Genomic DNA, 25,996 nt, shown 5'->3' on the forward strand with positions numbered 1-25,996 from the left:
TCGTGCAGCGGAGTCGCACCCGCACGACTCAGACGCAGCGAATCCTCGGTTCCGGCTCGTAGCGGACCGTTCGGGTGTGCCGGCTGATCTCGGCACCGGTCTTCGCATCGGTGATCACCCGGGTGTTCGACGTGGTGAATCCGCGCCCGCCACCACTGGCGATGCAGTCACTGCCGCGCGGGACCTTCTTGAGCTCCGGGGAGGTGTGCGCATAGCGCGCACCGGTGATCGACTCCACCTCGACGGTCTTGGTGCTCCACATCCGCACGGTCACCGCCGACGGGCTCCAGCTGGTCTCGATCAGGACGCCGTGCCGGGTGTCGTTGCCGATCACCAGGTCGATCGCGCCGTCGTACACCGTCGCCTCGCGCGCCTCCGGGTAGCGGGAGATGTAGTAGGAGTGCTCGGTGTGGTCGACGTCGGTGAGCCCGGCGAAGTAGGCGGCGTTGTACAGCGTGGTCGCGAACTGCGAGATGCCGCCGCCGACAGCGTTGGTGGCGCGGCCGTGGTCGATCACCGTGGAGGTCACATATCCCTGTGCCGAGCCGCGCGGGCCGGTGTGCCCGTTCAGGCTGAAGGTGCGTCCGGGCAGGATCAGCGCGCCGTCGACCGCCGCTGCGGTCAGGCGGATGTTCTCCCCCGACGCCGACGAGAAGCCGCCGGTGGTGAACTCCGAGACCAGTTCACGCACACCGAGCCCCCGGGCCTTCGCGGTGGTCAGTGTGGGGAGCAACGGGCGGTACACGGCCTCGGCGGACCGTGGGGCGGTGGCCGTGACGAGTACGTGCTCGATCGCGGCGAAGGTCTTCTCCCAGTCGATCGCCGCACCATCGCGCGACGGCACGACCTTCGGCGACCCGGAGGCGAGCGAGAACCGTGCGTTCACCGGCTTGGACTCCGAGCGCACCAGCCCGGCGAGCACCTTCTTGCCCCGGGTGCGGTCGATGTGCGGGACCAGGCCGCCGCGACCGTCGGGGACGAAGGTGAGAACCATGCCGATCTGTTCGGGGGTCAGCCGCACCGAGACGCGGTCACGGCCGGTGACGACGACGTCGGCGGAGACCGCGCGTTCGGCTGCGCCGTCGACGGTCGCGGCGACCACCGCGGCGCTCACCGTCGGCGAGAACGGTTCCATCGGGAGATCGACGGTGCTGCCGGTCAGCCACTCACGGGCCAGCACCGACGCCGCGGCGTCGCGGTCGACCCGTAGCCCGCCGCGAGGATTGTCGGCGACCGGCTCGGTCCCGTCGTAGTGCACGCCGCCCTCGACCGCGGCGCGTTCGAGATCGCCGCGCCGGGCGTCGATCGCCGACGACAGGGCCGTGGCGTCCACGCCGACCACCGGGTCGACGACGTGGGAACGCCCGAACAGCGCGAGTAACCGGCTGAACGGATTGCGGGGCTGGTCCCGGAGCCGGTCGGCGGTGGCCTCGGCGTCGAAGGTCAGACCCAGTTCATCCGGGCCGATCTGTGCCGAACCGGACGTGGTGCGCACCGAGACCGGCGCCTCGGTCCGGTCGGTCATCGCCGCGATCTGCGGCGACAGCTGCGCGGCCGACAGGTTTCCGGTGTCGCGACCGGCGGTCACCGCGCCGCGCGCGGTGTGTCCGTCGGTGACGAGCAGGTCGGCGGCGAGCAGCAGGGTTATGACGGAGGTCACACAGATCCCAACGCGGAGCACTGCCGTGATGCGGCGTCGCGGCGCGGATCTCACTGTGTCACTCATACCGAACAAATGTGGCAAATGCGACCCGGCCTCCTGATGCCGGATTGCGATCGAGGGCCTGGCGTGCGGACTATCCGCAGGCCAAGCCCTCGATATGGTTTGCGCCCCGGCTGAGCTGTCGGGTCGGGGGTCTGACAGCTCAACCGAAGCTAACCCGTATATCTACCCGCTCCTGCCGGGCGTTACAGCCCCCCACGCCCAACTGTTTGCAAATCGATATCCAACGATTGACGATCCTTCGACGACGACTGCCGGGCATCACGTTTGCGCAGGTCAGAGCGACCATACAGGTGCTGCCGTGTGTATATTGCGATCTACGTCACACCCAGCACCGGCGCCGGCAGACGAAACGGCCCCACCGCCGGAAACACCGGACGGTGGGGCCGCTCGAGCCACTGGTGAGGCCTACCGGAACTCAGCCCTCGATGATCGCGGTGACGCCCTGGCCACCGGCGGCACAGATCGAGATCAGCGCGCGACCGCCGCCGTTCTCCTTGATCTGCTTGGCGGCCTGCGCGACGATCCGGCCGCCGGTCGCGGCAAACGGGTGGCCGGCCGCCAGCGACGAGCCGTTGACGTTGAGCTTGGCGCGATCGATCGAGCCGAGCGCCTTGTCCAGGCCGAGGCGCTCCTTGCAGTACTCCTCGGACTCCCAGGCCTGCAGCGTCGCGAGCACGACCGATGCGAATGCCTCGTGGATCTCGTAGAAGTCGAAATCCTGCAGGGTGAGCCCGTTGCGGGCCAGCAGGCGCGGCACCGCGTAGGTCGGGGCCATCAGCAGACCGTCGGGGCCGTTGACGTAGTCGACGGCGGCGGTCTCGGAGTCGACGAAGTAGGCGAGCACCGGCAGCCCCTTCTCCTGCGCCCACTCGTCGGTCGACAGCAGCACCGTCGACGCGCCGTCGGTGAGCGGGGTGGAGTTGCCCGCGGTCATGGTGGCGTCGCCGAGGGAGACCCCGAAGACCGGCTTGAGCTTGGCCAGCTTCTCGGCGGTGGAGTCGCCGCGCAGGTTCTGGTCGCGGGTCAGCCCGAGGAACGGGGTGATCAGGTCGTCGAAGAAACCGGAATCGTAGGCGGCGGCCATCTTCTGGTGGCTGGCGGCGGCGAGCGCGTCCTGATCGGCCCGCTTGATGCCGAACTCCTTGGCGGTGATCGCGGCGTGGTCACCCATCGACATCCCGGTACGGGGCTCACCGTTGCGCGGGATCTCGATACCGAGCTGCGGCAGCACCTTCAGCACGCCGAGCAGCTGGTCCTTGGTGGAGCGGGCGCGGTTGACCTCGAGGAGCTGACGACGCATTCCCTCCGAGACACCGATCGGGGCGTCGGAGGTGGTGTCCACGCCACCGCCGACGGCGACGTCGTAACGCCCGCGTGCGATGCCGTCGGCGACCGCGGTGATCGCCTGCAGGCCGGTGCCGCAGGCCTGCTGGATGTCGAAGGCCGGGGTGTACGGCGAGAGTGCCGAGCCGAGGACACATTCGCGGATGAGATTGAAATCACGTGCATGCTTGAGCACCGCGCCACCGGCCACCATGCCGAGCTGCTCACCCTGCAGGCCGAAGCGCCCGACCAGCCCGTCGAGGGCCGCGGTGAACATGTCTTGGTTGCTGACCTTGGCGTATGCCTTGTCCTGCCGCGCGAACGGGATGCGGTTGCCGCCGAGGATCGCGACCGGACGCTCGGTACGGGTCTTGGGTGTGTTGGCCACGAGAGAACTCCCAGGGGTGTCGATTGGTGTCTATAGCGTATTCTTACTCCAGAGTAAGTTCGTTGTCGAACGGCGGCCACCCGGGTGGACGCCGACAATCCAGCACGAGACGTGCGAATCAGACAGAGGAGATCCACGTGGCTGCCAACGCCAACCCCGGCCTGTACTCGAGCTTCGTCCACTCCGGACCCGGTGCGTTCATCGCCAAGCAGGCCGGCCTGCCCGTGCCGCCGAGGCTGCGCCGCTACAAGCCGTCCGAGCCGCCGCTGCCCGGCCCCGTGCTGCTCGGCGGACAGGGCCGGCTGGTCGAGCCGTTGCGCGAGATCCTCGCCGACGACGACTACACCCTGATCCAGAACGCCACCACCGGCCGCAGCGCCGACAAGTACGGCGGCCTGGTCTTCGACGCCACCGGCATCACGAAGCCGGCCGAGCTGGAGCAGCTGTTCGAGTTCTTCCAGCCCGTCATGCGCTCCACCGCCGCCTGTGCGCGGTTCGTCGTCATCGGCACCACCCCGGAGCTGATCACCGACCCCGACGAGCACGTCGCCCAGCGCGCCCTCGAGGGCTTCACCCGCTCGCTCGGCAAGGAGCTGCTCAAGGGTTCCACCGTGCAGCTGGTGTACGTCTCCCCCGACGCCAAGACCGGTCTGACCGGCCTGGAGTCGACGCTGCGCTTCGTGCTGTCGGCGAAGTCGGCATTCGTCGACGCCCAGGTGATCCGGGTGGGCGCGGCCGACGCGACCGCCCCCGCGAGCTGGGATCGTCCGCTCGAGGGCAAGGTCGCCGTGGTCACCGGTGCCGCCCGCGGCATCGGCGCGACCATCGCCGAGGTCCTCTCCCGCGACGGCGCGCACGTCATCTGCGCCGACATCCCGGCCGCCGGTGAGGCGCTCGCCGAGACCGCCAACAAGGTCGGCGGCACCGCCTTCCCGCTGGACGTGTCCGCCCCCGACGCCGGGGACAAGCTCGCCGAGCACGCCCTGGAGCGTCACGGCGGCATCGACATCATCGTCAACAACGCCGGCATCACCCGCGACAAGCTGCTCGCGAACATGGACGACGCCCGCTGGAACTCGGTGATCTCGGTCAACCTGATCGCCCCGCAGCAGCTGGTCGGCGCACTCGTCGCCAAGGACGCCCTGCGCGCCGGCGGTGCCGTCGTGGACGTGTCGTCGATCGCCGGTATCGCGGGCAACCGCGGCCAGACCAACTACGGCGCCTCCAAGGCCGGCGTCATCGGTCTGGTGGACGCCTACGCCCCGATCCTCGCCGAGAAGGGCATCACCATCAACGCCGTCGCACCCGGCTTCATCGAGACCAAGATGACCGCGGCCATCCCGCTGGCCACCCGGGAGGCGGGCCGCCTGATGAGCTCGCTGCAGCAGGGCGGCCAGACCGTCGACGTCGCCGAGACCGTCGCCTACTTCGCCAACCCGGCCAGCAATGCGATCACCGGCAACGTGGTGCGCGTGTGCGGCCAGGGCTTCCTGGGGGCGTGATGAGCAAGACCATCGTCCTCGACGGCCCGCCGTCGACCGTCGAGGTCTACGGCAAGGCCGTGGCCGCCATGCTGCCGGTGATCGGCAAGTCGGGTCCGGTACGCCCGGACGCACCGCTGCCCGACACCCGCTACCGCCTCGAGAACGTCCGGGTGGACGCCGACGCCCTGTTGGCCTATACCCGGGCGACCGGTCAGCGGTTCGGCGCGACGCTACCGATCACCTATCCGTTCGTCCTGCAGTTCCCGCTCGCGATGAAGATCATGACCGACGACGACTTCCCTTTCGGTGCAGTCGGTTCGGTGCATCTGGAGAACACCGTCCATCGGCTGCGGCCGATCGGTGTGGACGAGCCGCTGACCATCGAGACACACGCGGAGAACCTGCGTGAGCACCGCAAGGGCATGTTGGTCGACATGATCAGCGAGTTCACCGTCGGCTCCGAGCTGGTGACCCGGCAGGTGGCCACCTTCCTCACCCAGCAGCGCACCAGCCTCTCGGATGCCCCGCGCGGCCCGCAACCGCGCGAGCAGGCCCCGCCGCCGCCGGATTCGGTTCTGGCCGTGGACCTGCACCGCATCCGTGAGTACGCGGCGGCATCGGGTGACCGCAATCCGATCCACATGGGCGACCTGCCGGCCAAGGCATTCGGCTTCCCGAAGGCCATCGCACACGGAATGTGGAGTGCCGCAGCGGCTGTGGCCAACGTCGAGGCCCAGCTGCCCGGCAACGTCGTCTACACCACCCGATGGGGCAAGCCGATCCTGTTGCCCGCCAAGGTGAACGTGTACACCCACCGCACCGGCGGACCCGGCGGCTTCGACATCTCGATCCTCAACCGGCGCAAGGGTTATCCGCACCTGACCGCGACCACCCGCGAGGGCTGAGTCCGGCTCCGCGCGTCACCGCACCACATATCCGCCCCACCACAGATCACCGTGGTGGGGCGGATCTGCGTTTGCGCGGCGAGGAGTGCGTCCGGTGCGGCGGAAGAACCGGTACCGGGGCGAGAGGGACCGGAGATCCCCACGCAGTACTCATCTGCGCGGTGAATCCACCACGCAGATGGGAGATGACCGCGCAGATGGGAGATGACCGCGCAGCGCGGAGATGCGCGCGCAGTTGCCCGGGCCGATGCCGTCGGGGCGCAGGGTCAGGGCGTGTGGACGCCGACACCCTTCAGGCCGCGCCAGGTGATACCGACCAGCAGGTCGGTGGCGGTGTCCAGGTCGACGTCGCCCTCGCTGATCCGGTCGGCGACGGCCTCACCGGCCCCGACCAGCGCGACGGCGGTCAGCTCGAAGTCGATGTCGCGGGCGCTCTCGACGGTGGTACCGCGGCGGATCAACCCGGCGACGGCCTCGACGACACGCTCACGGCTCTCGGTGACGATGCCGGCGAAGTTCGTGGTGCCGACGGCGACGCGGTAGAGCACCCGCCAGGACTCGCGGTGCTCGTGGACATAGCGGAGGAACTCGCGGACCACGGTGCGCGCCTGCTCGCTCTGGCGCAGGCCGGGGTCGAATCCCGTCGCCATCGCATCGATGAACCGGCCGGACTCACGGGCGATGCATGCGCTGAACAGCTCCTCCTTGGAGCCGTAGTACAGGTACAGCATCGGCTTGGAGATCTGCGCCTGCGCGGCGATGGAATCCATGGATGCGTCCCGGAAACCGTTCTCCGCGAACACCGTGACCGCGGCGTCGAGCATCTGCTGCTCGCGCACCGCGCGTGGCAGTCGCTTGGTTCCGCCGACCATCGTCGCCTCCAGACATTCTTGGCAGGGTATCGAGCTACCCTACCCGCAAACTTACCAGGCAGTAAGTTCATGCTTCGTCCGGAGGCCGATCGTCCGACTCTATCAGCAGGTCAGCTGCCCCTTGGCACGCAGGATGCGCACCACCGAGGCGTTGACCTTCTGCTCGCTCAGCTTCCCGGAGCGGACGGCGGCCTCGAGCCGGTCGAGCACCGCGGGCACCGCATCGGTGCTGATCCACAGCGCGATGTCGCCGCCGGCGACCAGGAACCGCTGCACCGCCTCGGGCAGCGGATACCGCTGGGTGATGGCCCCCATCCCGGACAGGTCGTCGGAGAACACGACGCCGTCGAACGCCGGGCCGCCGTAGGGCTGACCGGAGCGCAGCATCCCGATCGCCTTGGCGCTCAGGCTCGCCGGGGTGTCGCCGACGGTCAGCCCCGGCACGATGAGGTGACCGACCATCACCCCGGCGTTGCCCGGATCGCGCAGCAGCGTCTTGTACGGAACCAGGTCGGAACCGATCAGCTGACTCAGCGGCGGCGTGCGCACCACGCCCAGATGAGAGTCGCCCGACCCGTGACCGTGGCCCGGGAAGTGCTTGTACACCGGCATGATTCCGGCCGCCTGCAGCCCCTCGGCGAAGGCCTGCCCGTAGCGGGTGACGGTCTCCGGGTCGTCGGAGAACGAGCGGTCGCCGATCACCTCGTCGTCGGCCTCGTCGCTGACGTCGACGTCGGGGGCGAAGTCGACGGTGATGCCCTTGGCCTTCATCTGTTCGCCCAGCCGGGTGGCCAGGGCCCGCACCTGCTCGGGGGTCTGCGTACGGGCCAGCTCCCGCGCCGACGGGCTGTCGATACCGAGCGAGGACAGCCGCGACACCCGGCCGCCCTCCTGGTCGACGGTGACCATCAGCGGCACCGTCGACTTCGCCTGGACCTTCTTCAGGGCGGCGGGGTCGGTCAGGATCGACTTGTCGGTCCAGCTGCCGATGAAGATGCCGCCGACCGGCTCGGCCGAGACCAGCGAGAGCGCATCGGCGGTCCCGGTCACGCCGACCACGATCGACTGGCCGAGCTTCTGCCGCAGCGTCATCGACTCCAGTTCGTCGGCGCCGCAGCCCACCGGCACCACCGAGGCCGAGGCCGGACTGCTCGACGCGGCGCTCGACGGCGCCGACCGCGACGACGCGGTGGTCGTCGCCGACGAGGTCCCCCCGGCGGCCGGCGACGGGTCGGAGTCACACGCGGTGAAGATCGCCGTCACCGTGCCGAGTGCGGTGACCAGGCACAGCAGGTCGCGGACGGTGCGGGTTCGACGTCGTCGAGTTGAGCCCATGGCACGAGTCTGGCATGTACCCTCGGAACATGGATTCGCGGTCCATTTCCGCAGCTTCCCGGCCCGGCCCCGGTCGCGCCGACCCAGGGCGCGCCCAGGCCCTGATGATCGCCTTCGACGGCAGCCCCAACGCCGAACGTGCCGTCGTGTATGCCGGACAGTTCCTGCGCGCGCCGATCGCCCATGTGGTGACCGCATGGCAGCCCGGTGCCCTCAGCCCCACCCGGATGTCCACCCTCTCCGCCGGGATCCAGCCCTTCGTCGACACCGCGCCACTGGAGATCGAGGTCGACGACTCGCTGCGTGAGGAGGCCGCCGAGATCAACGCCCGCGGCGTGGCGATGGCCCGCGACGCCGGGCTCGAGGCCACCGGCACGCTGGTCGAGGTGGAGTCGACGGTGTGGGGTGCGCTGGTCGCCGCCGCCGACGCCCTCGACGTCGACCTGCTGGTGACCGGTACCCGCGGCGACACCGGCCTCAAGGCACTGCTGCACTCGAGCGTCGCCGAACGCGTCCTCCGGCACTGCCACCGCCCGGTGTTCATCGTCCCGGCCTCCTGCGACCAGCAACCCAGCGTCACGCCGTAGCGACGACGATTCCGGTGGGACCCGACGACGCTCCCGGTGCGACCCGACTCCGGATGATGCGCGGCCACCTCACCCCCCTCTGGCATGCCACCGTCTCGTTCGGTCCGCGCGGACGTCCCCTCGGCGCCGCCACCCGTGCGGCGATCGGCCTGGCCGTACCCCTCACGGTGCTCGTGGCGGCCGACCGGCTCGAGTGGGCGCTGTATGCCGGATTCGGCGCATTCGCCGCGGTCTACGGCCGCTACGACGATCACCGCAAGCGGATGTGGGTCCAGCTCGGCGCGGGGACGGCGATCGTCGTGTCGATGCTGCTGGGCACGCTGCTGTCCTGCCTGGACGCACCCCTGATCGTGCGTGCGGCGGTGATCGGCGTCGTCGCCGCCGTCGTCGCCCATCTCTCGTTCGGGCTCGCCGCGATCGTCGCCCTCTCCGGGCACTGGTACTGGGCATCGGTGGCCGCACTCACCGCCGTGACCGGCCAGAACACCTACTTCCGCCTGGCCCGTGGCGTGCAGCGCCTGGCCGGGACGGTGGTCGGGGTGCTGGTGGTGGGTGTGTTGTTCCTGGTCGGAACACCCACCGCGGTGCTGTTGGTCCTCGCCGTCATGTGCCAGGCCGCCGTGGAACTGTGCATCCAGTGGCATTACGCCATCGCATCGATGTTCATCACCCTGGCCGCCCTGATCATGGTGGATCTCGCCGGCCCCGCAGCCACCCGGCGGCCTGATCACCGACCGGCTGATGGAGACGCTGATCGGCGTCGGCGTGGGGTGTGCGGTCGCCCTCGCCTCGGCCGCCGCCACCCGGCTGCTCGGGCCGACCCACCGGTGATCGCGTGACCTGCCGGCCCTGCCGCGTCGCGATGGTAGTTTCTAGCCCATGCGCAACAACCGCCTGGTCGCCGGAGCCGTCGCCGGAGTCGCCGGCATCGTCGTCGGACTCGGTGCGGTGTTCCTCGGCGGCTTCCTGTCTGCGGAGAACAGCCCGTCCACCGACGTCAACAACATCAACCCCACCAACGGTTTCGTACAGGGTTCGGTCGACTACGGCTCACGGGGCGGCGCCGGCGACACCCAGTGACCGGCCCGACCTCCCCGGCATCACCGCGCCGTCCACTGCCGCGGTGACCCGCCGGTTGGGGCCGCGCGGCGTCGCGACCGCGGCCGTCGTCGCACTGCTGGTCTCCTTCCTGCAGTCACCCGGGCTGATCGCCGCCGACACCAAACTCGATCTCACCGCCGACCCGACCGGCTTCCTGGCCCGCGCGGCACACCTCTGGACACCGCAGGCCCCGCTCGGGCAGGTCCAGAACCAGGCCTACGGCTATTTCTTCCCGCACGGCGCGTTCTTCGCGCTCGGCGACCTCCTCGCGGTGCCGCCCTGGGTGACCCAGCGACTCTGGTGGGCGCTGCTGCTGACCGTCGGCTTCGTCGGTGTGGTGCGGCTGGCCGAGGCGCTGCGGATCGGGTCACCCGGCTCGCGGGTGCTGGCCGGCATCGTGTTCGTGCTCTCCCCGCGCGTCCTGACCACCCTGGGGTCGATCTCGTCGGAGACGCTGCCGATGATGCTCGCACCGTGGGTGCTGGCCCCGGTGGTCCGGGCACTCGACCATCCCGACGACGGCACGCCGCTGTGGCGCCATGCCGCGCGCTCGGGGGTGGCGGTGGCACTGATGGGTGCGGTCAACGCGGTCGCCACCCTCGCCGCGGTCGGGGTGTCGGTGGTGTGGTTCCTGCTGTGTGCGCGCGGCGACCTGCGCCGCTGGTGGCGGTTCGGCCTCGCCTGGACGGGTGTGGCCGTCCTGGCGTGCGCGTGGTGGGTGGTGCCGCTGCTGATCCTGTCGCGGGTGTCCCCGCCCTTCCTGGACTTCATCGAGTCGTCGCGGGTCACCACCCAGTGGGCGTCGCTGACCGAGGTGCTGCGCGGGACGTCGTCGTGGACACCGTTCGTCTCCCCCGAACGGGTCGCCGGTGCGGTGCTCGTCACCCAGCCGGCCGCCGTCCTGGCCACCGGCACCCTCGCCGCGGCCGGGCTGGCCGGACTGTGTATGCGGCACATGCCGTTCCGACGCCGCTGGGTGGTGATCCTCGGGGTCGGCCTGGTGCTCATGTGCAGCGGATACGCCGGCGGGCTGGGTTCGCCCGTCGCCGAACCGGTTCGGGTGTTCCTGGACGGCTCCGGCGCCTTCCTGCGCAACATCCACAAGTTCGAGCCGTTCCTGCGGCTGCCCCTGGTCCTCGGGCTGGCGCATCTGCTGGCGCGGGTCCCGTTCCCGGCCGCCGCGCCCCGACGGGAATGGCTGTCGGCGTTCGCACATCCGCAACGGTCCCGGCCGGTCGCCGCCGCGGTGGTCGTCGTGGTCGCCCTGGTGGGTGCCGGCTCGCTGATGTGGACCGGCCAGCTCACCCCCGACGGTGCCTACAAGGCGCTGCCGGGATACTGGCGGCAGACCGCGCAGTGGCTCGACGAGCATTCCGGCACCGACTCGGGTGCGCCGAGACGTGCTCTGGTGGTTCCCGGTTCGCCGTTCGCCGACCAGCTGTGGGGACTGACCCGCGACGAGGTCCTGCAGCCGTTGTCGTGGACGCCGTGGGCGGTGCGTGACGCGATCCCGCTGACCCCGCCGGGCGCGATCCGCGCGCTGGACGCGGTACAACGCGATCTCGCGAACGGCCGGCCGTCACCCGGCCTGGCTGCGACCCTGAGCGGGCAGGGCATCGGATTCGTGGTGCTGCGTGCCGATCTCGACCCGGAGACGTCACGATCGGCCCGCCCGCTGCTCGCCCAGCAGGCCCTCGACGGCTCGCCGGGCCTGCACCGGGTGGCGACCTTCGGCCCCGAGGTCAGCCAGACATCGGTCGACGGCGTGGTGCGCGACAACGGGTTACGGCCACCGATGCCCGCCGTCCAGATCTATGCGGTGGACGGCGACACCGGCACCGGACCGCGCCTGTCGGCGACCGCTCCGATGACCCGCATCGCCGGCGGACCGGAAGCCGTTGCCGCACTGAACGATGCACGGGCACGCCTGGGTGAGCCCGCGCTGGGTCCGGTACTGCTGGAATCCGATGCCCGGCGGGCCGGGCTGGCCGCCGGGCCGGTCGTGGTGACCGACACCCCCGCCGACCGCGAGGTGGACTTCGGCCGGGTCGACGACCACAGCTCGGCGATCCGCTCCCCCGACGATGCACGGCGAACCCAGAACGCCGCACCGGATTACCCGGTCGAGGACCAGCCGCTCACCGAGGGGCAGTGGCTGCTCGACAACCGGCCCGGCGAGGTGCGGGTGTCGACGTCGGGGTCGGCGGCCGACGCCACCCAGCCGGGCCAGACGTCACCGGCGAGCTCGGCGGCCGCGGCATTCGACGGCGATCCGTCCACGGCCTGGGCGAGCAGTGGCCTTTCCTCCGCCGTCGGCCGGTGGCTTCGACTCGACTTCGATTCTCCGCAAAGGGATCTGGCCCTACAGTTGACCACCGCCAAGGCCCTGGGGCCGGATGTGACGTCGGTGCTGGTGACCACCGAGGCGGGCACCACCGTCGCCTCCGGCCTGGAGCCGGGGAAACCGGTGACCGTCACCGCCCCCAGCGGGCCGACCCGCTGGGTGCAGATCACGGCCATCGCCACCGACGACGGCACGGCGGGAAATCAGTTCGCCCTCGCCGAGGTCGGCGTGGTGGACCTGGCCTCCGGGATGCCGCTGTCCATCCGCCACCGCGTGGTGCTGCCCGAGCTGCCCGCCGACACCCCGGTGTCGGGATGGCTGCTCACCCAGGAACTCTCGGGACGATCGGCATGTGTGACCGAACCGGCCGGCCAGGACCGCCGCGCCCGCGAGCACTGCGCCCCGGGCCTCGGACTGGCACCGGAGAACCCGGGAGTACTGACCCGCGCCTTGTCGGTGCCGTCGGCGACGGCGGTCGAGCCGACGATGGTGCTGCGCCCGACCCCCGGCGACGGACTCGACGCACTGCTGTCGGCGGCGGGCGGCATCCGCGCATCCGGTGCGTCGACGGTCAACGATCCGCGGGCATCGGCGTCGGCCGCGGTGGATGGCGATCCCGGAACCGTGTGGACCGCAGCCGAACCCGAGAAGAAGGGTGCATCACCGACGCTCACGCTGCGGCTGCCCGCACCGCAGACCGTCGAGTCGCTGCGGATCATCACCCCCGAGGGATATCCCGCGGCGCCGACCCGGGTGTCGGTGGACCTCGGCACCGGCCCGCAGAAACACACCCTCGGTGAGGACGGCGTGGTCACTCTGACCCCGGCGGTCACCGACACCATCAAGATCGGTCTGCTCGACCGTACCGACCTGCTCGACGTGAACAGCCTCGGATTCGCCAGTCCCGCACCGGTCGGCATCGCCGAGGTACAGATCACCCCGGCGCCGCCGGCCGCGCCCGCCGCCGACCGGCCGATCGACATCGGCTGCGACGCCGGGATCGGGATCACCGTGTCGGGCCAGGTGATCGGGATGTCGGTGCACACGACGGCCGCCGCGCTGCGCGCCGGCGAACCGGTGGTGGCCCGCCCCTGCTCGGCGGTGCCGGTGGGTCTCGGTGCGGGAGAACAGGAGTTGTCGGCGAACCCGGGATCGGCGTTCACCGTCGACGCCGTGTGGTTGCCCGTCGCCGGAACCGGCGCCGCTACGACCGGTGGCGACGCGGCCGGGACGCAGTATCCCGAGACCGGTACCTGGGCGGCCACCGCCCGCACCGTCACCGTGGATTCCGCTGCCGTGCAACGCATCCTGTCGGTCCCGGAGAGCACCAACCCGGGCTGGGTGGCCGAACTCGGCGGGCACACCCTGGAACCGGTGGTGGTCGACGGCTGGCAGCAGGGCTGGATCGTCGAGGCCGGCGAGTCCGGCACCGTGACCCTGTCGTTCCGCTACGACAGCCTCTACCGCTGGTCGCTGGTCGTCGGATTCGTGCTCCTGGCAGCACTGTTCGCACTCGCCTTCGGCCCCCGTCGATCACGGCACCACAGCGACGATCCCGAACCCGCCGGCGACACGCTCACCGCCGAGCACACCGTCGCGGACGATCAGTCACCCGCACCGGTCCCCGGCACCGCGTCAGCGGTCGTCGGCGCCGTCGGCTGGCTGGGTGCGTGCTGGTTGCTCGGCGGATGGTGGGGGCTCGGGGTCGGAATCGTCACCGGCGTCGGCGTACTCGTGCTCCGGCCGCCCGCGGTGGTGGTGACGGTGTTCGTCGCGATGATGCTCGCCACCGTCGGCCTGGCGTCGGGTCCGTGGCAGTCACCGACCGGCTATCACGGCTTCTCGTGGTGGGTTCAGTTGCCCGCTCTGGTCGCGGTGTCGTCGGTGATGGTCTCGGCACTGCTCGCCCCGGTCGTCGACGCGACGGCATCCGACGGACCCGCAACCGCCTGGCGGGACCGGATTCGCGCACTCTCGCGGCGCCGCAACCGGTCCCGGGCCGGTTCCTCGATGAAGGCATAGCTCGCCGCCGACACCCCGATGCTCAGTGCCAGGGTGAGACACCACACGAGCAGGGTGTCGCCGGCGAACGGGATGATCCCGAACAGCCCGAAGACCACCGCGAGGACGGCGACATGCCAGATGAAGATGCCGTACGACCAACGCCCCAGGGCCAGCATCCACGGCGAGGTGAGCACCCGGAACCGTCGTCGGGCGGCGGTCGAGCGGTGACCGGACGGGGCGTCGCACACCAGCGGGGCCAGCAAGGCGAATCCACACAGGGCGCCGAGCACCATCTTGATCGCGAACTGCCACGGCGCGAGGTCACCCAGGCCGGTCGGCCCGGCGATCGGGGTGCACGCCGCGGCATAGGCGACGACGAACAGCAGCCCCATCGCGCCGCGCCGGGCACCGGCCCGCTCGAGCATCCGGGTCAGGCGTGTCGACCCGCCGAGTTCGGCCGCACCGGACACCTCGGCGAGGAGCAGGCCTGCGATGAACCACGGCAGGTGCCCGAACACCCAGTTGGTGGGTTCGGTCCCGTCGGGCAGCGGCAGTGCGCGCCCCACCCACGCCCAGCCCAGGCTGATCACCCCGAGCCCGAGGAGCACCGGGACCCGCAGACCCACACGGGTGCCGCGCAGCCGGAACAGCCCGATCCCGAGAAACGGGAGCAGCAGATAGAAGCTGATCTCCACCGACAGACTCCACATCTGGGTCAGTCCGGCGGTCAGCGACAGCGGCACGTACACCTGGGTGAGGGTCAGGTTGGCGAGCCAGACGGTGAGGTCGGCGCCCCGCGCCTCCGGCAGCAGGGTGAGCACGGCCACCACCACGACCACATAGGCGGGCCAGATCCGGACCACGCGGTGACGCAGGTAGCGGCGCACCGCCGGACGCCGCGCCTGCCGGTGCGCCGCGGCCACCCAGTTACGCCACAGCAGGAACCCCGACAACGCGAAGAACACCGCCACCGCGAGATCGAGCCGGCCCAGGACGGGGCCGAGCACGGGGATGCCGACCGCCCCGGTCTGGAAGGCGACGTGGGTGGTGAGCACACCGATCGCGGCCACCGCACGCATCCCCTCGAGCTGCGGGAAGAACCTCCGGTACTCGGGGGTCTGCTCCTCGACGGTGTCGGCGGTTGCCGGGCTGGCGGTCTGTTCTGCGGTCATGCTGGGTCACAGGGTAGCGAGTGTCCGATTCACCTGCCGCTACCCTCGCCGTATGCCCGATTCCGGTGACCGCCCCGTTCCCGTGAGCGCACCACCCGCATCGAGCCGGTGGTCGACGCGCGATCTGATCGGCCCCACCCTGGTCTTCGTCGGCGGATTCCTGATCGCCGCCGCCCTCGCGCTGCCGACGCTGCTGGTCGGCCAGATGCGGCTGATCCCGCTGAGCACCGACGTCACGACGGTCGCCACGAGTGTCGGCGATCCCGAGCCGAATGCGACGATCCTCGACCGCTGCTCGCTGAACTCGCCGGCCGCCCGCACCGTGGGTGCCGAACTGGTGCGTCAGCAGCGGGTGGTGGCGGTGCAGCCGTCGGACAAGCGGGTGGTGACCCTGCAGGCGGGGACATCGGTGCAGGCCGAACGCATCTGGCTCGACGGGCGCGGCGTCGACGCCGACACCCCGCGCCCCGGGTCCGAGCAGCCCGCGGCCGACGGCGAGCCGGCGTGTACCGACGCGACGCTGTCGGCGATCAAGGACCGGGTGACCCTGGGCCGTCGGACCGCACTACCCGATCTGGGAGCGAATTCTTCTGGGGTGCGCGGTAATTCGGAGATCCAGTACGACAGCCACGCCGCTCCGGTGCAGGTTCCCGACCGCACCGGGTACACCTATGTGCTGCCGTTCGGCACCGACGCCGACGGCCTGCGGTTCTTCGACCCGGTCAGCAGGCGGTCGGTGCCGCTGGTCCACACCGGCACGACCCAGGTGGACGGACGTACGGCGCTGCGCTTCGTGGCCGACGTCCCCGACACCGACCTCGACGCGGTCGGCGCGGGCGCCGCCGACACCGGGGTGCCGGCCACCCGGATCACCCGGCCCGCGTCGTGGTTCGGCGTCGGCGGCGACCCGGCCCGTCCGCTCACCGCGACACTGCATCAGACCTCGCGCTGGGAGATCGCCGTCGACGAGGCGACCGGTGTGATCGTCGACGAGCGGATCGACGTCGACCAGGCCTATCGGATCGCCGATCCGACGCTGGACGGGTACCGGCTCACCAATCTCACCGCGACCTTCGCCTACGACCGGCAGACCCGTGCCGAACTCGCCGACCAGGCGCAACGGCTCGGGACGCCGCTGGTGATCTGGGGGCGTGTGGTGCCGATCGCCGCCGGGGTGCTGGGCGTGCTGGCCGTCGTCGGCGGGGCGGTGCTGACGGTGCGGGGCCGGGGCGATGCGCCCGACCATCAGACCGACCAGACCGAGACCGACGGGACCGAGACCGGCCAGGCCCGGACCGACGCCGACGGATCCCGGGCCGGATCAGACGTCTGACGTCTCCGGTTCAGACGGCGGTGCCGGTGTCGGGGACATGACCCGCAGGCAGTAGACCCCGGTGCCCACCGCCGCGACGGTCACGGTGATCGCCGCGGTCAGGGCCAGCGTGACGATGGAATGCACCACGGTCACGATGACGACGGCCTCGATCACCACCGCGACCCAGGTCCCGACGGCGACCCGGGTGCGGTCGGCGGCGATCGCCGCGAGCAGCACCACCTGCAGCACCGCCATCGCCGCGCCGGTGTAGGCGAACAGCCACAGGATGCCCACGAGCGGCCGGTACTCCTCCCCGATCACGATCGGCACCAGCGGTGCCGCCACCCCGGCACCCACGGTGACCAGCACCCCGATCACGGCGACCACCGCGACCGCCTGCCGCAGCGATGTGCGCGAGCGGGCCGGGTCGGCGAGCCGCGGATAGAGCACCACGCCGATCGCCTGCGGCAACCAGAACGCCGCCTTGGTGGCCACCGCACCCAGGCCGTAGATCCCGGCGTCGACCTCGTCGAGAGCGGTGCGTGAGAGCAGCAGGTCGATCGACACCGCGACGATCAGCACCAGCTGCACCTGGGACGCCCGCAGCACGCTGAGCGCCGACACCCGATCACGGGCACCGTCGCCGTCGGCGTCGCCATCCCGGCCGACCCGGCCGGGATGGAGCGGGCCGGTGCCGGTGGCCCGGACGGCCACGCCGACGATGCCCGCGGCCACCACCGCACCGAGCGTCCCGGCGGCCAGACCGCCGGCCGGCCCGGCACCCACGGCGAATGCCACCAGCATCGGCACCGAGCGCAGCGCACCGACGACGGCGAGCACCCAGGCGAGTGCCCGGAACTCCTGGCGGCCCTGCAGCACTCCCTGACCGGCCGCGATGATCACCAGCAGGGGTGCGGCGGCGAGCGCGGCGACGGTGGCGGGGATACCGGTGTCGGCGACCGCGGCGACGATCGGGACCGCGATCGCAGCGGTGACGAGAACCCCGAGGGTGGTGGTGATCGACACCCGGCGCAGGTTGCCTGCCCGGCCCCGGACGACCTCGCGCGCGATCACCGCCTGCAGCGCGAGGGCGGGCACGCCGAGGATCAGCATCGCCGACAGCAACCGCGCGAACTGCCCGTAGTCGCCGGGCAGCAGCCAGCGACCGGCCCCGACGTAGACGAGATAGGCCGCGATGTTGGCGACCATCGACCCCACGGCGACCCAGCCGAGGGCGCCGATCACGCCACGCACCCGCCCCGGACCGACCATGTGCTCAAGTCTGCCCGACCGCCGGTGGCGGGCGACCGGGTAGGGATCGTCGTGGGCGATGGGTGTGGAACCATGGAGAGTGGTTCATCGCCGCCAGGCGACGGTACGAGGTAAGGCCAGGGATGTACGACCAGAACGTCACCACTGACACCGATCCATCGGACATCGGATTCCGGATCGATCCGGTACTCGCACGAAGCTGGCTGCTGGTGAACGGCGCGCAGTATGCGCGATTCGCACCGGCTGCACGTTCGCGCGCCGACATCGTCGTCCTCGACATCGAGGACGCCGTCGCCCCCAAGGACAAGGAGGCCGCCCGCGACAACGTGGTGCGGTGGCTCGCCGAGAAGTCCGACGACCATCCCGGCGGCGCCGGGGACTGGGTGCGCGTCAACGGTTTCGGTACCCCGTGGTGGGCCGACGACCTCGAGGCGTTGTCGAAGACGTCGGTCGGCGGGGTCATGCTGGCGATGGTCGAGTCGATGGACCACGTCACCGAGACCGCCAAGCGGCTGCCGAACGTGCCGATCGTCGCACTGGTCGAGACCGCGCGCGGGCTGGAGCGGATCAGCGAGATCGCCACCGCCAAGGGCACCTTCCGGCTGGCATTCGGCATCGGCGACTTCCGCCGCGACACCGGCTTCGGCGACAACCCGATGACCCTGGCCTACGCGCGGTCCCGGTTCACCATCGCGGCCAAGGCGGCACACCTGCCGAGCGCGATCGACGGACCGACGGTCGGATCGGGTGCGCTGAAGCTGTCGGAGGCCACCGCGGTGAGCGTGGAGTTCGGGATGACCGGCAAGATCTGCCTCACCCCGGATCAGTGCCACCCGGTCAACGAGGGCCTCTCGCCGTCGCCGGACGACATCACCTGGGCGCGTGAGTTCTTCGCCGAGTTCGAGCGTGCCGGCGGCGAGATCCGCAACGGCTCGGATCTGCCGCGTATCGCCCGTGCCACCAAGATCCTGGATCTGGCCCGCGCCTACGCGGTGGTCGAGTCCGACTACGACGTCGACCCGGGCCATGTTCCGCCGCCGTCGGACACCTACCACTACTGACCGGTGAGTCGCGGTGCCACGGTGAGGGATCTACGACCGTGACCCGCATGCGCGTCCTGCCGGTGCTGTACCTGACCGGATTCGTGCTGGCCGCGGTGATCCTCGCGCCGCTCGCCACCCCCGGTCACCTGCTGTACCGGGATGCGGTGTCGACGCCGCGGTCGTTCGTGACCGACGCCGCGCTGGGTGTCGGCGACCTCGCTCCCCGTGCGGTGCCACAGGACTGGTTCGTCGCCCTCGCGAGTTCGGTGGTCGACGGCGGGATCGTGGTGGTCGTGATCCTGGCGGCCGCGCTGGTGTTCGCGGCGGTCGGGTTCGGCCGGTTGGCCTTTCGGCTGGTCCCGCAGGGCGGGCGCACCGGGGCGGTGGCCGCCGCGGTGGTGTCGGTGTGGAATCCGTATGTGGCCGAACGACTCCTCCAGGGACACTGGAGCCTGCTGGTCGGGTGGGCGACGCTCGGCTGGATCATCGTCGGGGTGGCCGATCTGGGGTCGTCCGGTCTGGGGTCGTCCGGTCTGGGGTCGTCCGGTCTGGGGTCGTCCGGTCTGGGGTCGTCCGGTCTGGGGCCGTCACCGCGGTGGGTGCGGTGGGTCCAGCTCGCCGGGCTGCTCGCGGTGGCCGGGCTGACCCCCACCGGGTCGGTGCTGGCGCTGATCGTGGCGGCGGTGACCGCGGCGGCGGTGGCACCCCGGCTCCTCCCGGGTTGTGCTGTGGTGTGGCTGTTCTCGGCGTCGCCCTGGCTGGTCGCCGCGGCGGCCGGGTCGGGGTCGGTGACCTCCGACGGCACCGCGGGGGCCCGCGCGTTCGGGCTGCGGTCGGAGCCCGGCCTCGGACCGCTGGGGACCGCGTTGGGATCGGGCGGGATCTGGAATGCCGACGCCGTCCCGGCCAGCCGCACCATGTGGTGGGCCGCGGTGGCCACCGCATGTCTGCTCGTGGTGATCGTGGTCGGGTTGGTCGGGGTGTGGCGCAGCCGGGCGTCGATGGCCGTGGCCGATCGCCGGATGCTGTGCGCCCTGGGCATTCTGGCAGCGGTGACGGTGGTCCTGGTGGCGCTGACCGCCACCGGTGCCGGCCGCACCGTACTGGGTGCGGTGATCGACGCGATCCCCGGTGCGGGCCTGCTCCGCGACGCACAGAAGTGGCTGGCGCTGGTCACCCCGCTGTTCGCGGTGGGTGCGGCCGGGGCGATCGCGGTGTTCCGACGCCATGTCCCTTCCGGTTTCGCGCTCGCGGTGGTCGGACTGCTGGTGGTCGCGCCGCTACCCGATCTGGCCTGGGGCGTCGGCGGGAAAGTGGCACCGGTGCACTATCCGGCGGACTGGCAGGCGGTTGCCGCGATGGTCCCCGCAGATCGGGGCGCGGTGGCGTTGTGGCCGTCGGATACGGTGCGCCGATACCGATTCGCCGACACCGTATCCCTCGACCCGGCGGCCCGGATGCTGGCCGCCCCGGTGATCGAGTCGGGCGAGCTCCGCGTCGACGGCGTGGTGGTCGACCCGGCCGCCCCCGATGCGCAACGGGTGGATGCGGTTCTGGCCACCGGTGGCGATCCCGCCGAGCTGGCCCGGCTCGGCGTCGGGTGGGTCCTGGTGGAACGCACGGGCTCCGAGGACATCGGCGTTCCGGACGATCTCGCCACGCGGGCACCGGTTTTCGCCGGGGACGATCTCGTCCTGTTCCAGATCGACGGCGTCCGGACCGAGCGCGCGTCGAGCACCGCACGTGCCGCCGCGTGGACAGCACACATCGTCTGGCTCACACTCATCGTGGCCGGTACAGGTGCGGTACTCGGAGCCGCACTGGGCCGATACCGTAAGAATCCTCAGCGCCGCAGCATCTTCTGGCGCCGCAGCATCTCCTAGCGCCGCAACATCTCCTAACGCCACAAGCGCGCGAACACCGACAGCATCTCGTCGGCGGTCGCACCCCACGAGTAGCGCTGCGACTTGCGGTGTGCGGCGTCACCGAGCCGGCTCGCCTCATCCGGGTTGTCGATGAGTTTTCTGGCGGCGCTGGTGAATTCGTCGATCCCGTCGACGAGCAGACCGGTCTTGCCGTCCTCGACGGAATCCATCAGACCCACCGAACTGCGGTAGCCGATGGTCGGGACACCGTGCTGGGCGGCCTCCATCACCGCGAGCCCCCAGCCTTCCTTGCGTGAGGGCATGAGGTGCACGCGCGCCCGGGCCAGGATCTGGTGTTTGACGGTCTCGGTGACGTGTCCATGGAAGTCCACCGCCTCGTCGACGCCGAGATCGCGTGCACGGGAGATCAATTCGTCCGACCACCATCCGCCACCGATCACGTCGAGTTCCACGTCGACACCGGCGCGGCGCAGGTCGGCCAGGGCGATCAGGGCGTGTTCGACCTGTTTGTGCGGCACCAGCCGCGACAGCACACACATCCGGACCGGGCCGTCGGGCCCGGCGGGTCGCGGGGGTATGCCCGCGGGAACGGGGTCGAGCCCGTTGCGGATCACGGTGATCCGGCCGTCGTCGACGCCGAGGTCGACGAGTTCGCGTTTGGACGGGGCCGACACGGTGACGTAGTGGTTGCGGCGATGCACCCACGGCGACACCCGGGATTCGAGGAACCAGCCGAGGTGCCCGAGCGCGCGGCCGGCGACCGGCCACTGTTCGCGATGGCAGTGGTGCACCAGCAGGATGGTCGGTGCGCGGGTGACGAGGGTGGCGAAGAACGGCATCCCGTTCTGGGTGTCGATCACGACGTCGGGGGCGTATCCGGCCAGCGGACCCCGGCCGAGACGTCCGGCGAGGATCGTCAACAGCGCACGCGGGTAGACGCCCAGGCGTCCGCCTGCGCGGAGGATGCGCACGCCGTCGCGGTGTTCGGTGCGTGGCGCCCCAGGGTACTGCGCGGTCACGAGGGTGACGTCGGAGCCGCGGGCGGCGAGCTCGCGGCCGACGCTCTCGAGGTAGCGCTCGCTGCCGCCACCCTGCGGGTGGCCGGTGTCGCGCCAGCACAGCAGCAGCACGCGGGACGGAGGAGTCATCGGGATACAGGGTAGCCACCCGGGTGGACCGCGCGGTGCAGACCTGGATGCCGGCGTCGTCCCGATCCATCCGAGGTGACCGGAAGGGTGCGTTCCGGCGGCGACCCGTAGTAGCGTGGAGAAGCGAGAACTCCGTTGTACGCCTTAAGGATTCGAGGAAACACATGGCAATTCACGCATGGATCGGCAGGGCGGGTACGGCGGTCGCGACCGGGTTGGTCGGCGCCGTCGCCTATGACGCGGTTCGCGCCGTCGTGCGCCGGGCACCGCTGCGCGAGGGGGCTGTGGTGGCCACGGCGTGGGGGCTGCGCGGAACGCGCAAGGCCGAGGAGGTCGCGGAGTCGGTGCGACTCAACACCGCCGACATCGTCGCCGAGGCCAAGGACCGGATCGGCGAGGAGTCCACCCCACCGGGAACCGCCGTCACCCATTCCCACGACCACGATCACTGACCCGTGCCCGCCCCATCAGCGGCAGTCGACATCGCCGAGCTGGGCATCACGGTCCGGTCCGCGGCCGCCGGACGGATACGCCTGACCGTCCCGTGGCTGCGCGTGACCAGCCGATTCGACGCCGACCGGCGTGCGGTGGCGATCGAGGAGAGCGTCGCGCACGTCGGCGGGGTGCGCGCCGTCCACGCCTATCCGCGCACCGCATCGGTGATCGTGTGGTTGCGGGCCGACACCGACCGGGATGCCATCGACCAGGCGATCGCCGCGGCCACCGTCGTCGACCGGGCCGGGCTGCCCGACCGCGCACCGCACTCGGCCGATGTCACCAACGCCGATCTGCTGCGCATGGGAATCGGCGCCGGCGCCCTGGTCCTGCTGGGTTTCCGCCGTTACGGCTTCCGCCGCCCGCCGCTGCTCGGTCCGGCCTCACGCACCGCCGCCACCGGGGTCACGATCTTCGCCGGGTATCCGTTCCTCCGCGGCGCGCTGCGCTCGTTGCGCGGTGGGCGGGCCGGCACCGACGCCCTGGTGTCGGCGGCCACCATCGCGAGCCTGCTGCTACGCGAGAACGTCGTCGCGCTGACCGTGTTGTGGCTGCTCAACATCGGTGAGTTCCTGCAGGACCTCACCCTGCGCCGCACCCGCCGCGCCATCTCCGACCTGTTGCGCGGCACCCAGGACACCGCGTGGATGCGACTCGACGACGGCACCGAGATCCAGGTCCCCGTCGACTCGCTGCGTGTCGGCGACGCGGTGATCGTGCACGAGCAGGTCGCCGTCGCCGTCGACGGGGTGGTGGTCGACGGTCAGGCGGTGGTCGACCAGTCCGCCCTCACCGGCGAGAACCTGCCGGTCACCAAGGATGTCGGCGACCGCGTCCAGGCCGGTTCGGTGGTGCTCACCGGACGGATCGTGATCACCGCCGACGCCGTCGGCGACGACACGTCGATCGGCCGCATCATCGGCCGGGTCGAGGAGGCGCAGCGCGACCGGGCACCCATCCAGACCGTCGGCGAGAACTTCTCCCGGCGCTTCGTCCCCGCCTCGTTCGCGTTGTCGGCGCTGACATTGCTGGTCACCCGGGATCTGCGTCGTGCGATGACGATGCTGCTCATCGCGTGCCCGTGCGCAGTGGGGCTGTCCACCCCGACCGCCATCAGCGGTGCGATCGGCAACGGCGCCCGCCGCGGCATCCTGATCAAGGGCGGGTCACACCTGGAGGCGTCGGGGCGGATCTCGGCGATGGTCTTCGACAAAACCGGCACGCTGACCGTGGGACGTCCGGTGGTCACCAACGTGGTGTCGTTCTCCGGCGACTGGCAGCCCGAGCAGGTCCTCGCGTATGCGGCGAGTTCGGAGATCCACTCGCGTCATCCGCTGGCCGAGGCGGTCATCCGGTCGACCGAGGAACGGCGGATCGAGATCCCCACCCACGCCGACTGCGAGGTCATCGTCGGGCTGGGTATGCGCACCCGGGCCGACGACGGCCGGGTGTTGCTGCTCGGCAATCCGTCCCTGCTCGACCGGCATGGTGTGGCGATCTCCGACGACGCCCTGGGCTGGGTGGAGCGGTTGCGACGCGCCGGTGAGACACCGCTGCTGCTCGCCGTGGACGGCACGCTGGTGGGGCTGGTCAGCCTGTCCGACGAGGTGCGGCCCGAGGCGCGGGAGGTGATCGATGCGCTGCGTGCGAGCGGTGTCACCGAGATCGCGATGCTGACCGGCGACCATCCGGTCACCGCCGCCACCATCGCCGCGCAACTGGGCATCGACCGGTGGGCGGCGGAGGTGACCCCCGACGACAAGCTGGCCGTGGTGCGCGAGCTCCAGTCGCTGGGGCACGTGGTGGCGATGGTCGGCGACGGCATCAACGACGCCCCCGCCCTGGCCGCCGCGGACATCGGCATCGCGATGGGTCTCGCCGGTACCGATGTCGCGGTGGAGACCGCCGACATCGCGCTGGCCGGCGACGATCTGCGCAAGCTGCTCGACATCCGGGACCTCGGTGCACACACCGTCGAGGTGATCCGGCAGAACTACGGCATGTCGATCGCGGTCAACGGGCTCGGGCTGGCAATCGGCGCGGGTGGTGCGTTGTCGCCGGTGCTGGCGGCGGTGCTGCACAATGCGTCGTCGGTCGCGGTGGTGCTCAACAGCTCTCGCCTCATCCGGTATCAGGTCGAGCCTGCCCGGCCCCCGCATCGCGGCTGACCGGCCGGGGGTCAGCCGGGATGCCCGGCCCCGGTGCGGTCGCGCTCGGCGGCCAGCACCGAGGCGAGCAGCCGCCACCGGCGATGGCGGTGCCGGAACATCAGCCGCACGAATATCGCGGCCACCAGACCCCGGGCCCCGGATTCCACCTCCACCTCGTCGGTGTAGCGGCAGGTGGTCGCCGATGTCGGTTCGAAGGTCAACCGGTGGTTCCACACATGGACCGGACCGCCGCGTTCGCGGGTGTAGATCTCGAGGTCGTCGAGGCGGACGATCTCGATCTGATGTGTCCAGGACGGGATCACCCCCAGCCAGCGCACCCGGCCGCGGGCCCGGAACCCCGGTGTGACGGCGACGTCGGGCGGCGGCGCCTGCTCCATCGAGAAGCTCAGCACGGGGGCCAGCACGAACTGCATGACCTCGGGGACGGCGGCGAGTTCACGCACGCGCGCGGCGGAGAGCGGAAGGTCGGTGGTCAGGGAAACGATCGTCATCGGTGACGCTCCTCTGGTCCGGGGGTGATCGGCCTGTTCGCAGCCTAACCTTTTCGACAACTGTTTTCGATAGTTCGGGGTGTCGGGCGGTCCCCGGCCACGCCCTAGACTCGACCGGGTGTCCAGAGCCCAGACCTCGACGCGACGGTTCGCGCAGATCGCCACCTTCCGCCGGGCCGTCGGCCTCCTCTCCGACTTCCGATTCGAGCAGACCGACCCGGCCCGGTTCTACGGCGCGCTCGCCGAGGACACCGCCCGGATGGTCGAGGCCTTCGCCGCCGACGACGCGACCGGCGGTCTCGATGGCGCGGTGATCCTCGACGTGGGTGGCGGGCCCGGCTACTTCGCCGACGCCTTCGATGCGCGGGGTGCCCACTATCTGGCGGCCGAGCCCGATCCCGCCGAGATGCACGCCGGTGGTCTCGAGCACCGCGGTACCGTGCGGGCGTCGGGTCAGCATCTGCCGTTCGCCGACGGGTCGATGGACATCACCCTGTCGTCCAACGTCGTCGAACACACCTCACGGCCATGGGAGATGGCCGACGAGATGATCCGTGTGACACGCCCGGGCGGGATCGTGATCGTCAGCTACACGTTGTGGTGGGGGCCGTTCGGTGGTCACGAGATGGGGCTGACCCACTACGCGGGCGGACATCGTGCGGCTCGCTGGTACACCCGACGCCACGGTCATCCGCCCAAGAACCTCTACGGCACTTCCCTGTTCAAGGTCACTGCCACCGAGGGACTCCGGTGGGCGAGGTCGCGCACCGATGTCGCCGACGTCGTCGCCACCTTCCCCCGGTACGTGCCCGCATGGGCATGGTGGGTGCTGCGAATCCCGGTGTTACGCGAAGTCGTTGCCACCAATCTCGTTGTGGTGCTGCAGAAGAGTTAGTACCACCACCCGGTCGAGCAGCGCGACCGGCGGCGATGT

The 25,996-nt window shown here is 70.8% G+C and carries 19 protein-coding genes and 1 pseudogene; 12 read left to right on the plus strand and 8 right to left on the minus strand.

Going from position 1 to position 25,996, the window contains the following annotated elements; all coding sequences use genetic code 11:
- Positions 1-28: 28 nt before the first annotated feature.
- Positions 29-1,726, minus strand: a complete 1,698-nt coding sequence (locus GD1_RS12415; protein ID WP_059037247.1) for a VanW family protein — start codon at positions 1,724-1,726, stop codon at positions 29-31.
- A 415-nt stretch (positions 1,727-2,141) separates the two neighbouring features.
- Entirely contained in the window at positions 2,142-3,437 is a 1,296-nt protein-coding gene (locus GD1_RS12420; RefSeq protein WP_020791080.1) for an acetyl-CoA C-acetyltransferase, read from the minus strand.
- A 137-nt stretch (positions 3,438-3,574) separates the two neighbouring features.
- Between GD1_RS12420 and GD1_RS12425 the strand changes: the two genes are divergently transcribed.
- The gene (locus GD1_RS12425; RefSeq protein ID WP_059037248.1) at positions 3,575-4,939 is read left to right on the plus strand and encodes a 3-oxoacyl-ACP reductase; all 1,365 of its coding nucleotides are present in this window, start codon (positions 3,575-3,577) and stop codon (positions 4,937-4,939) included.
- Positions 4,939-5,826, plus strand: a complete 888-nt coding sequence (locus GD1_RS12430; protein WP_059037249.1) for a MaoC family dehydratase — start codon at positions 4,939-4,941, stop codon at positions 5,824-5,826. Before GD1_RS12425 ends, GD1_RS12430 begins: the two co-directional genes overlap by 1 nt.
- Before the next feature lie 266 nt (positions 5,827-6,092).
- Here the strand turns inward: GD1_RS12430 and GD1_RS12435 are convergent, their stop codons facing one another.
- Positions 6,093-6,698: a TetR/AcrR family transcriptional regulator gene (locus tag GD1_RS12435; RefSeq protein WP_059037250.1), complete on the minus strand. Its 606-nt coding sequence runs from the start codon at positions 6,696-6,698 to the stop codon at positions 6,093-6,095.
- A gap of 102 nt (positions 6,699-6,800) precedes the next feature.
- Positions 6,801-8,033: a glycoside hydrolase family 3 N-terminal domain-containing protein gene (locus GD1_RS12440; RefSeq protein ID WP_238403551.1), complete on the minus strand. Its 1,233-nt coding sequence runs from the start codon at positions 8,031-8,033 to the stop codon at positions 6,801-6,803.
- Between the two features lie 29 nt (positions 8,034-8,062).
- On the opposite strand from GD1_RS12440, the gene GD1_RS12445 reads away from it, so the two are divergent.
- The 4 genes and pseudogenes from GD1_RS12445 to GD1_RS12460 form a co-directional block, all read left to right on the plus strand.
- Positions 8,063-8,620, plus strand: coding sequence for a universal stress protein (locus GD1_RS12445; RefSeq protein WP_059037275.1), 558 nt, complete (start codon positions 8,063-8,065; stop codon positions 8,618-8,620).
- A 14-nt stretch (positions 8,621-8,634) separates the two neighbouring features.
- Positions 8,635-9,459, plus strand: a complete 825-nt coding sequence (locus GD1_RS12450; RefSeq protein ID WP_059037251.1) for an FUSC family protein — start codon at positions 8,635-8,637, stop codon at positions 9,457-9,459.
- A 40-nt stretch (positions 9,460-9,499) separates the two neighbouring features.
- Complete coding sequence (locus tag GD1_RS12455) at positions 9,500-9,700, plus strand: DUF2613 family protein (RefSeq protein WP_059037252.1); 201 nt, start codon at positions 9,500-9,502, stop codon at positions 9,698-9,700.
- Positions 9,701-9,743: 43 nt separating this feature from the next.
- A pseudogene (locus GD1_RS12460) lies at positions 9,744-13,007 on the plus strand (alpha-(1->3)-arabinofuranosyltransferase domain-containing protein); the annotation flags it as partial.
- 911 nt (positions 13,008-13,918) lie between these two features.
- Here GD1_RS12460 and GD1_RS24290 read toward each other — a convergent pair.
- Positions 13,919-15,241, minus strand: a complete 1,323-nt coding sequence (locus GD1_RS24290) for an acyltransferase family protein (RefSeq protein WP_202926781.1) — start codon at positions 15,239-15,241, stop codon at positions 13,919-13,921.
- Positions 15,242-15,293: 52 nt separating this feature from the next.
- Between GD1_RS24290 and pgfA the strand changes: the two genes are divergently transcribed.
- Complete coding sequence (gene pgfA / locus GD1_RS12470) at positions 15,294-16,574, plus strand: cell envelope lipid trafficking protein PgfA (RefSeq protein ID WP_083534135.1); 1,281 nt, start codon at positions 15,294-15,296, stop codon at positions 16,572-16,574.
- On the opposite strand, the gene GD1_RS12475 is transcribed toward pgfA, so the two are convergent.
- Complete coding sequence (locus tag GD1_RS12475; RefSeq protein WP_059037257.1) at positions 16,563-17,828, minus strand: polysaccharide biosynthesis protein; 1,266 nt, start codon at positions 17,826-17,828, stop codon at positions 16,563-16,565. The two genes, pgfA and GD1_RS12475, sit on opposite strands and share 12 nt — an antisense overlap.
- 122 nt (positions 17,829-17,950) lie before the next feature.
- Here GD1_RS12475 and GD1_RS12480 point away from each other — a divergent pair, with 122 nt between their 5' ends.
- Complete coding sequence (locus tag GD1_RS12480) at positions 17,951-18,889, plus strand: HpcH/HpaI aldolase/citrate lyase family protein (RefSeq protein WP_020793533.1); 939 nt, start codon at positions 17,951-17,953, stop codon at positions 18,887-18,889.
- Between the two features lie 38 nt (positions 18,890-18,927).
- Positions 18,928-20,754 carry an MmpA family trehalose lipid delivery protein gene (locus tag GD1_RS12485; protein WP_157079464.1) on the plus strand — a complete coding sequence of 609 codons (1,827 nt, stop codon included), beginning with the start codon at positions 18,928-18,930 and terminating at the stop codon, positions 20,752-20,754.
- A gap of 14 nt (positions 20,755-20,768) precedes the next feature.
- Here the strand turns inward: GD1_RS12485 and GD1_RS12490 are convergent, their stop codons facing one another.
- Positions 20,769-21,905 (minus strand): glycosyltransferase family 4 protein, encoded by a 1,137-nt coding sequence (locus GD1_RS12490; protein WP_053776342.1) that lies wholly within the window; start codon positions 21,903-21,905, stop codon positions 20,769-20,771.
- A gap of 164 nt (positions 21,906-22,069) precedes the next feature.
- Between GD1_RS12490 and GD1_RS12495 the strand changes: the two genes are divergently transcribed.
- Positions 22,070-22,357, plus strand: coding sequence for a DUF1490 family protein (locus GD1_RS12495; protein ID WP_053776341.1), 288 nt, complete (start codon positions 22,070-22,072; stop codon positions 22,355-22,357).
- 3 nt (positions 22,358-22,360) lie between these two features.
- Positions 22,361-24,568, plus strand: coding sequence for a heavy metal translocating P-type ATPase (locus GD1_RS12500; protein WP_280513266.1), 2,208 nt, complete (start codon positions 22,361-22,363; stop codon positions 24,566-24,568).
- A gap of 11 nt (positions 24,569-24,579) precedes the next feature.
- On the opposite strand, the gene GD1_RS12505 is transcribed toward GD1_RS12500, so the two are convergent.
- A complete protein-coding gene (locus GD1_RS12505) occupies positions 24,580-25,062 on the minus strand; it encodes an Rv1443c family protein (protein WP_059037261.1) in 483 nt (160 codons plus the stop codon).
- 118 nt (positions 25,063-25,180) lie between these two features.
- On the opposite strand from GD1_RS12505, the gene GD1_RS12510 reads away from it, so the two are divergent.
- Positions 25,181-25,957 (plus strand): class I SAM-dependent methyltransferase, encoded by a 777-nt coding sequence (locus GD1_RS12510; RefSeq protein ID WP_059037263.1) that lies wholly within the window; start codon positions 25,181-25,183, stop codon positions 25,955-25,957.
- Positions 25,958-25,996 lie beyond the last annotated feature (39 nt).

Origin of the sequence: Gordonia desulfuricans NBRC 100010 (assembly GCF_001485495.1) — a bacterium.
Lineage (GTDB): Bacteria > Actinomycetota > Actinomycetes > Mycobacteriales > Mycobacteriaceae > Gordonia > Gordonia desulfuricans.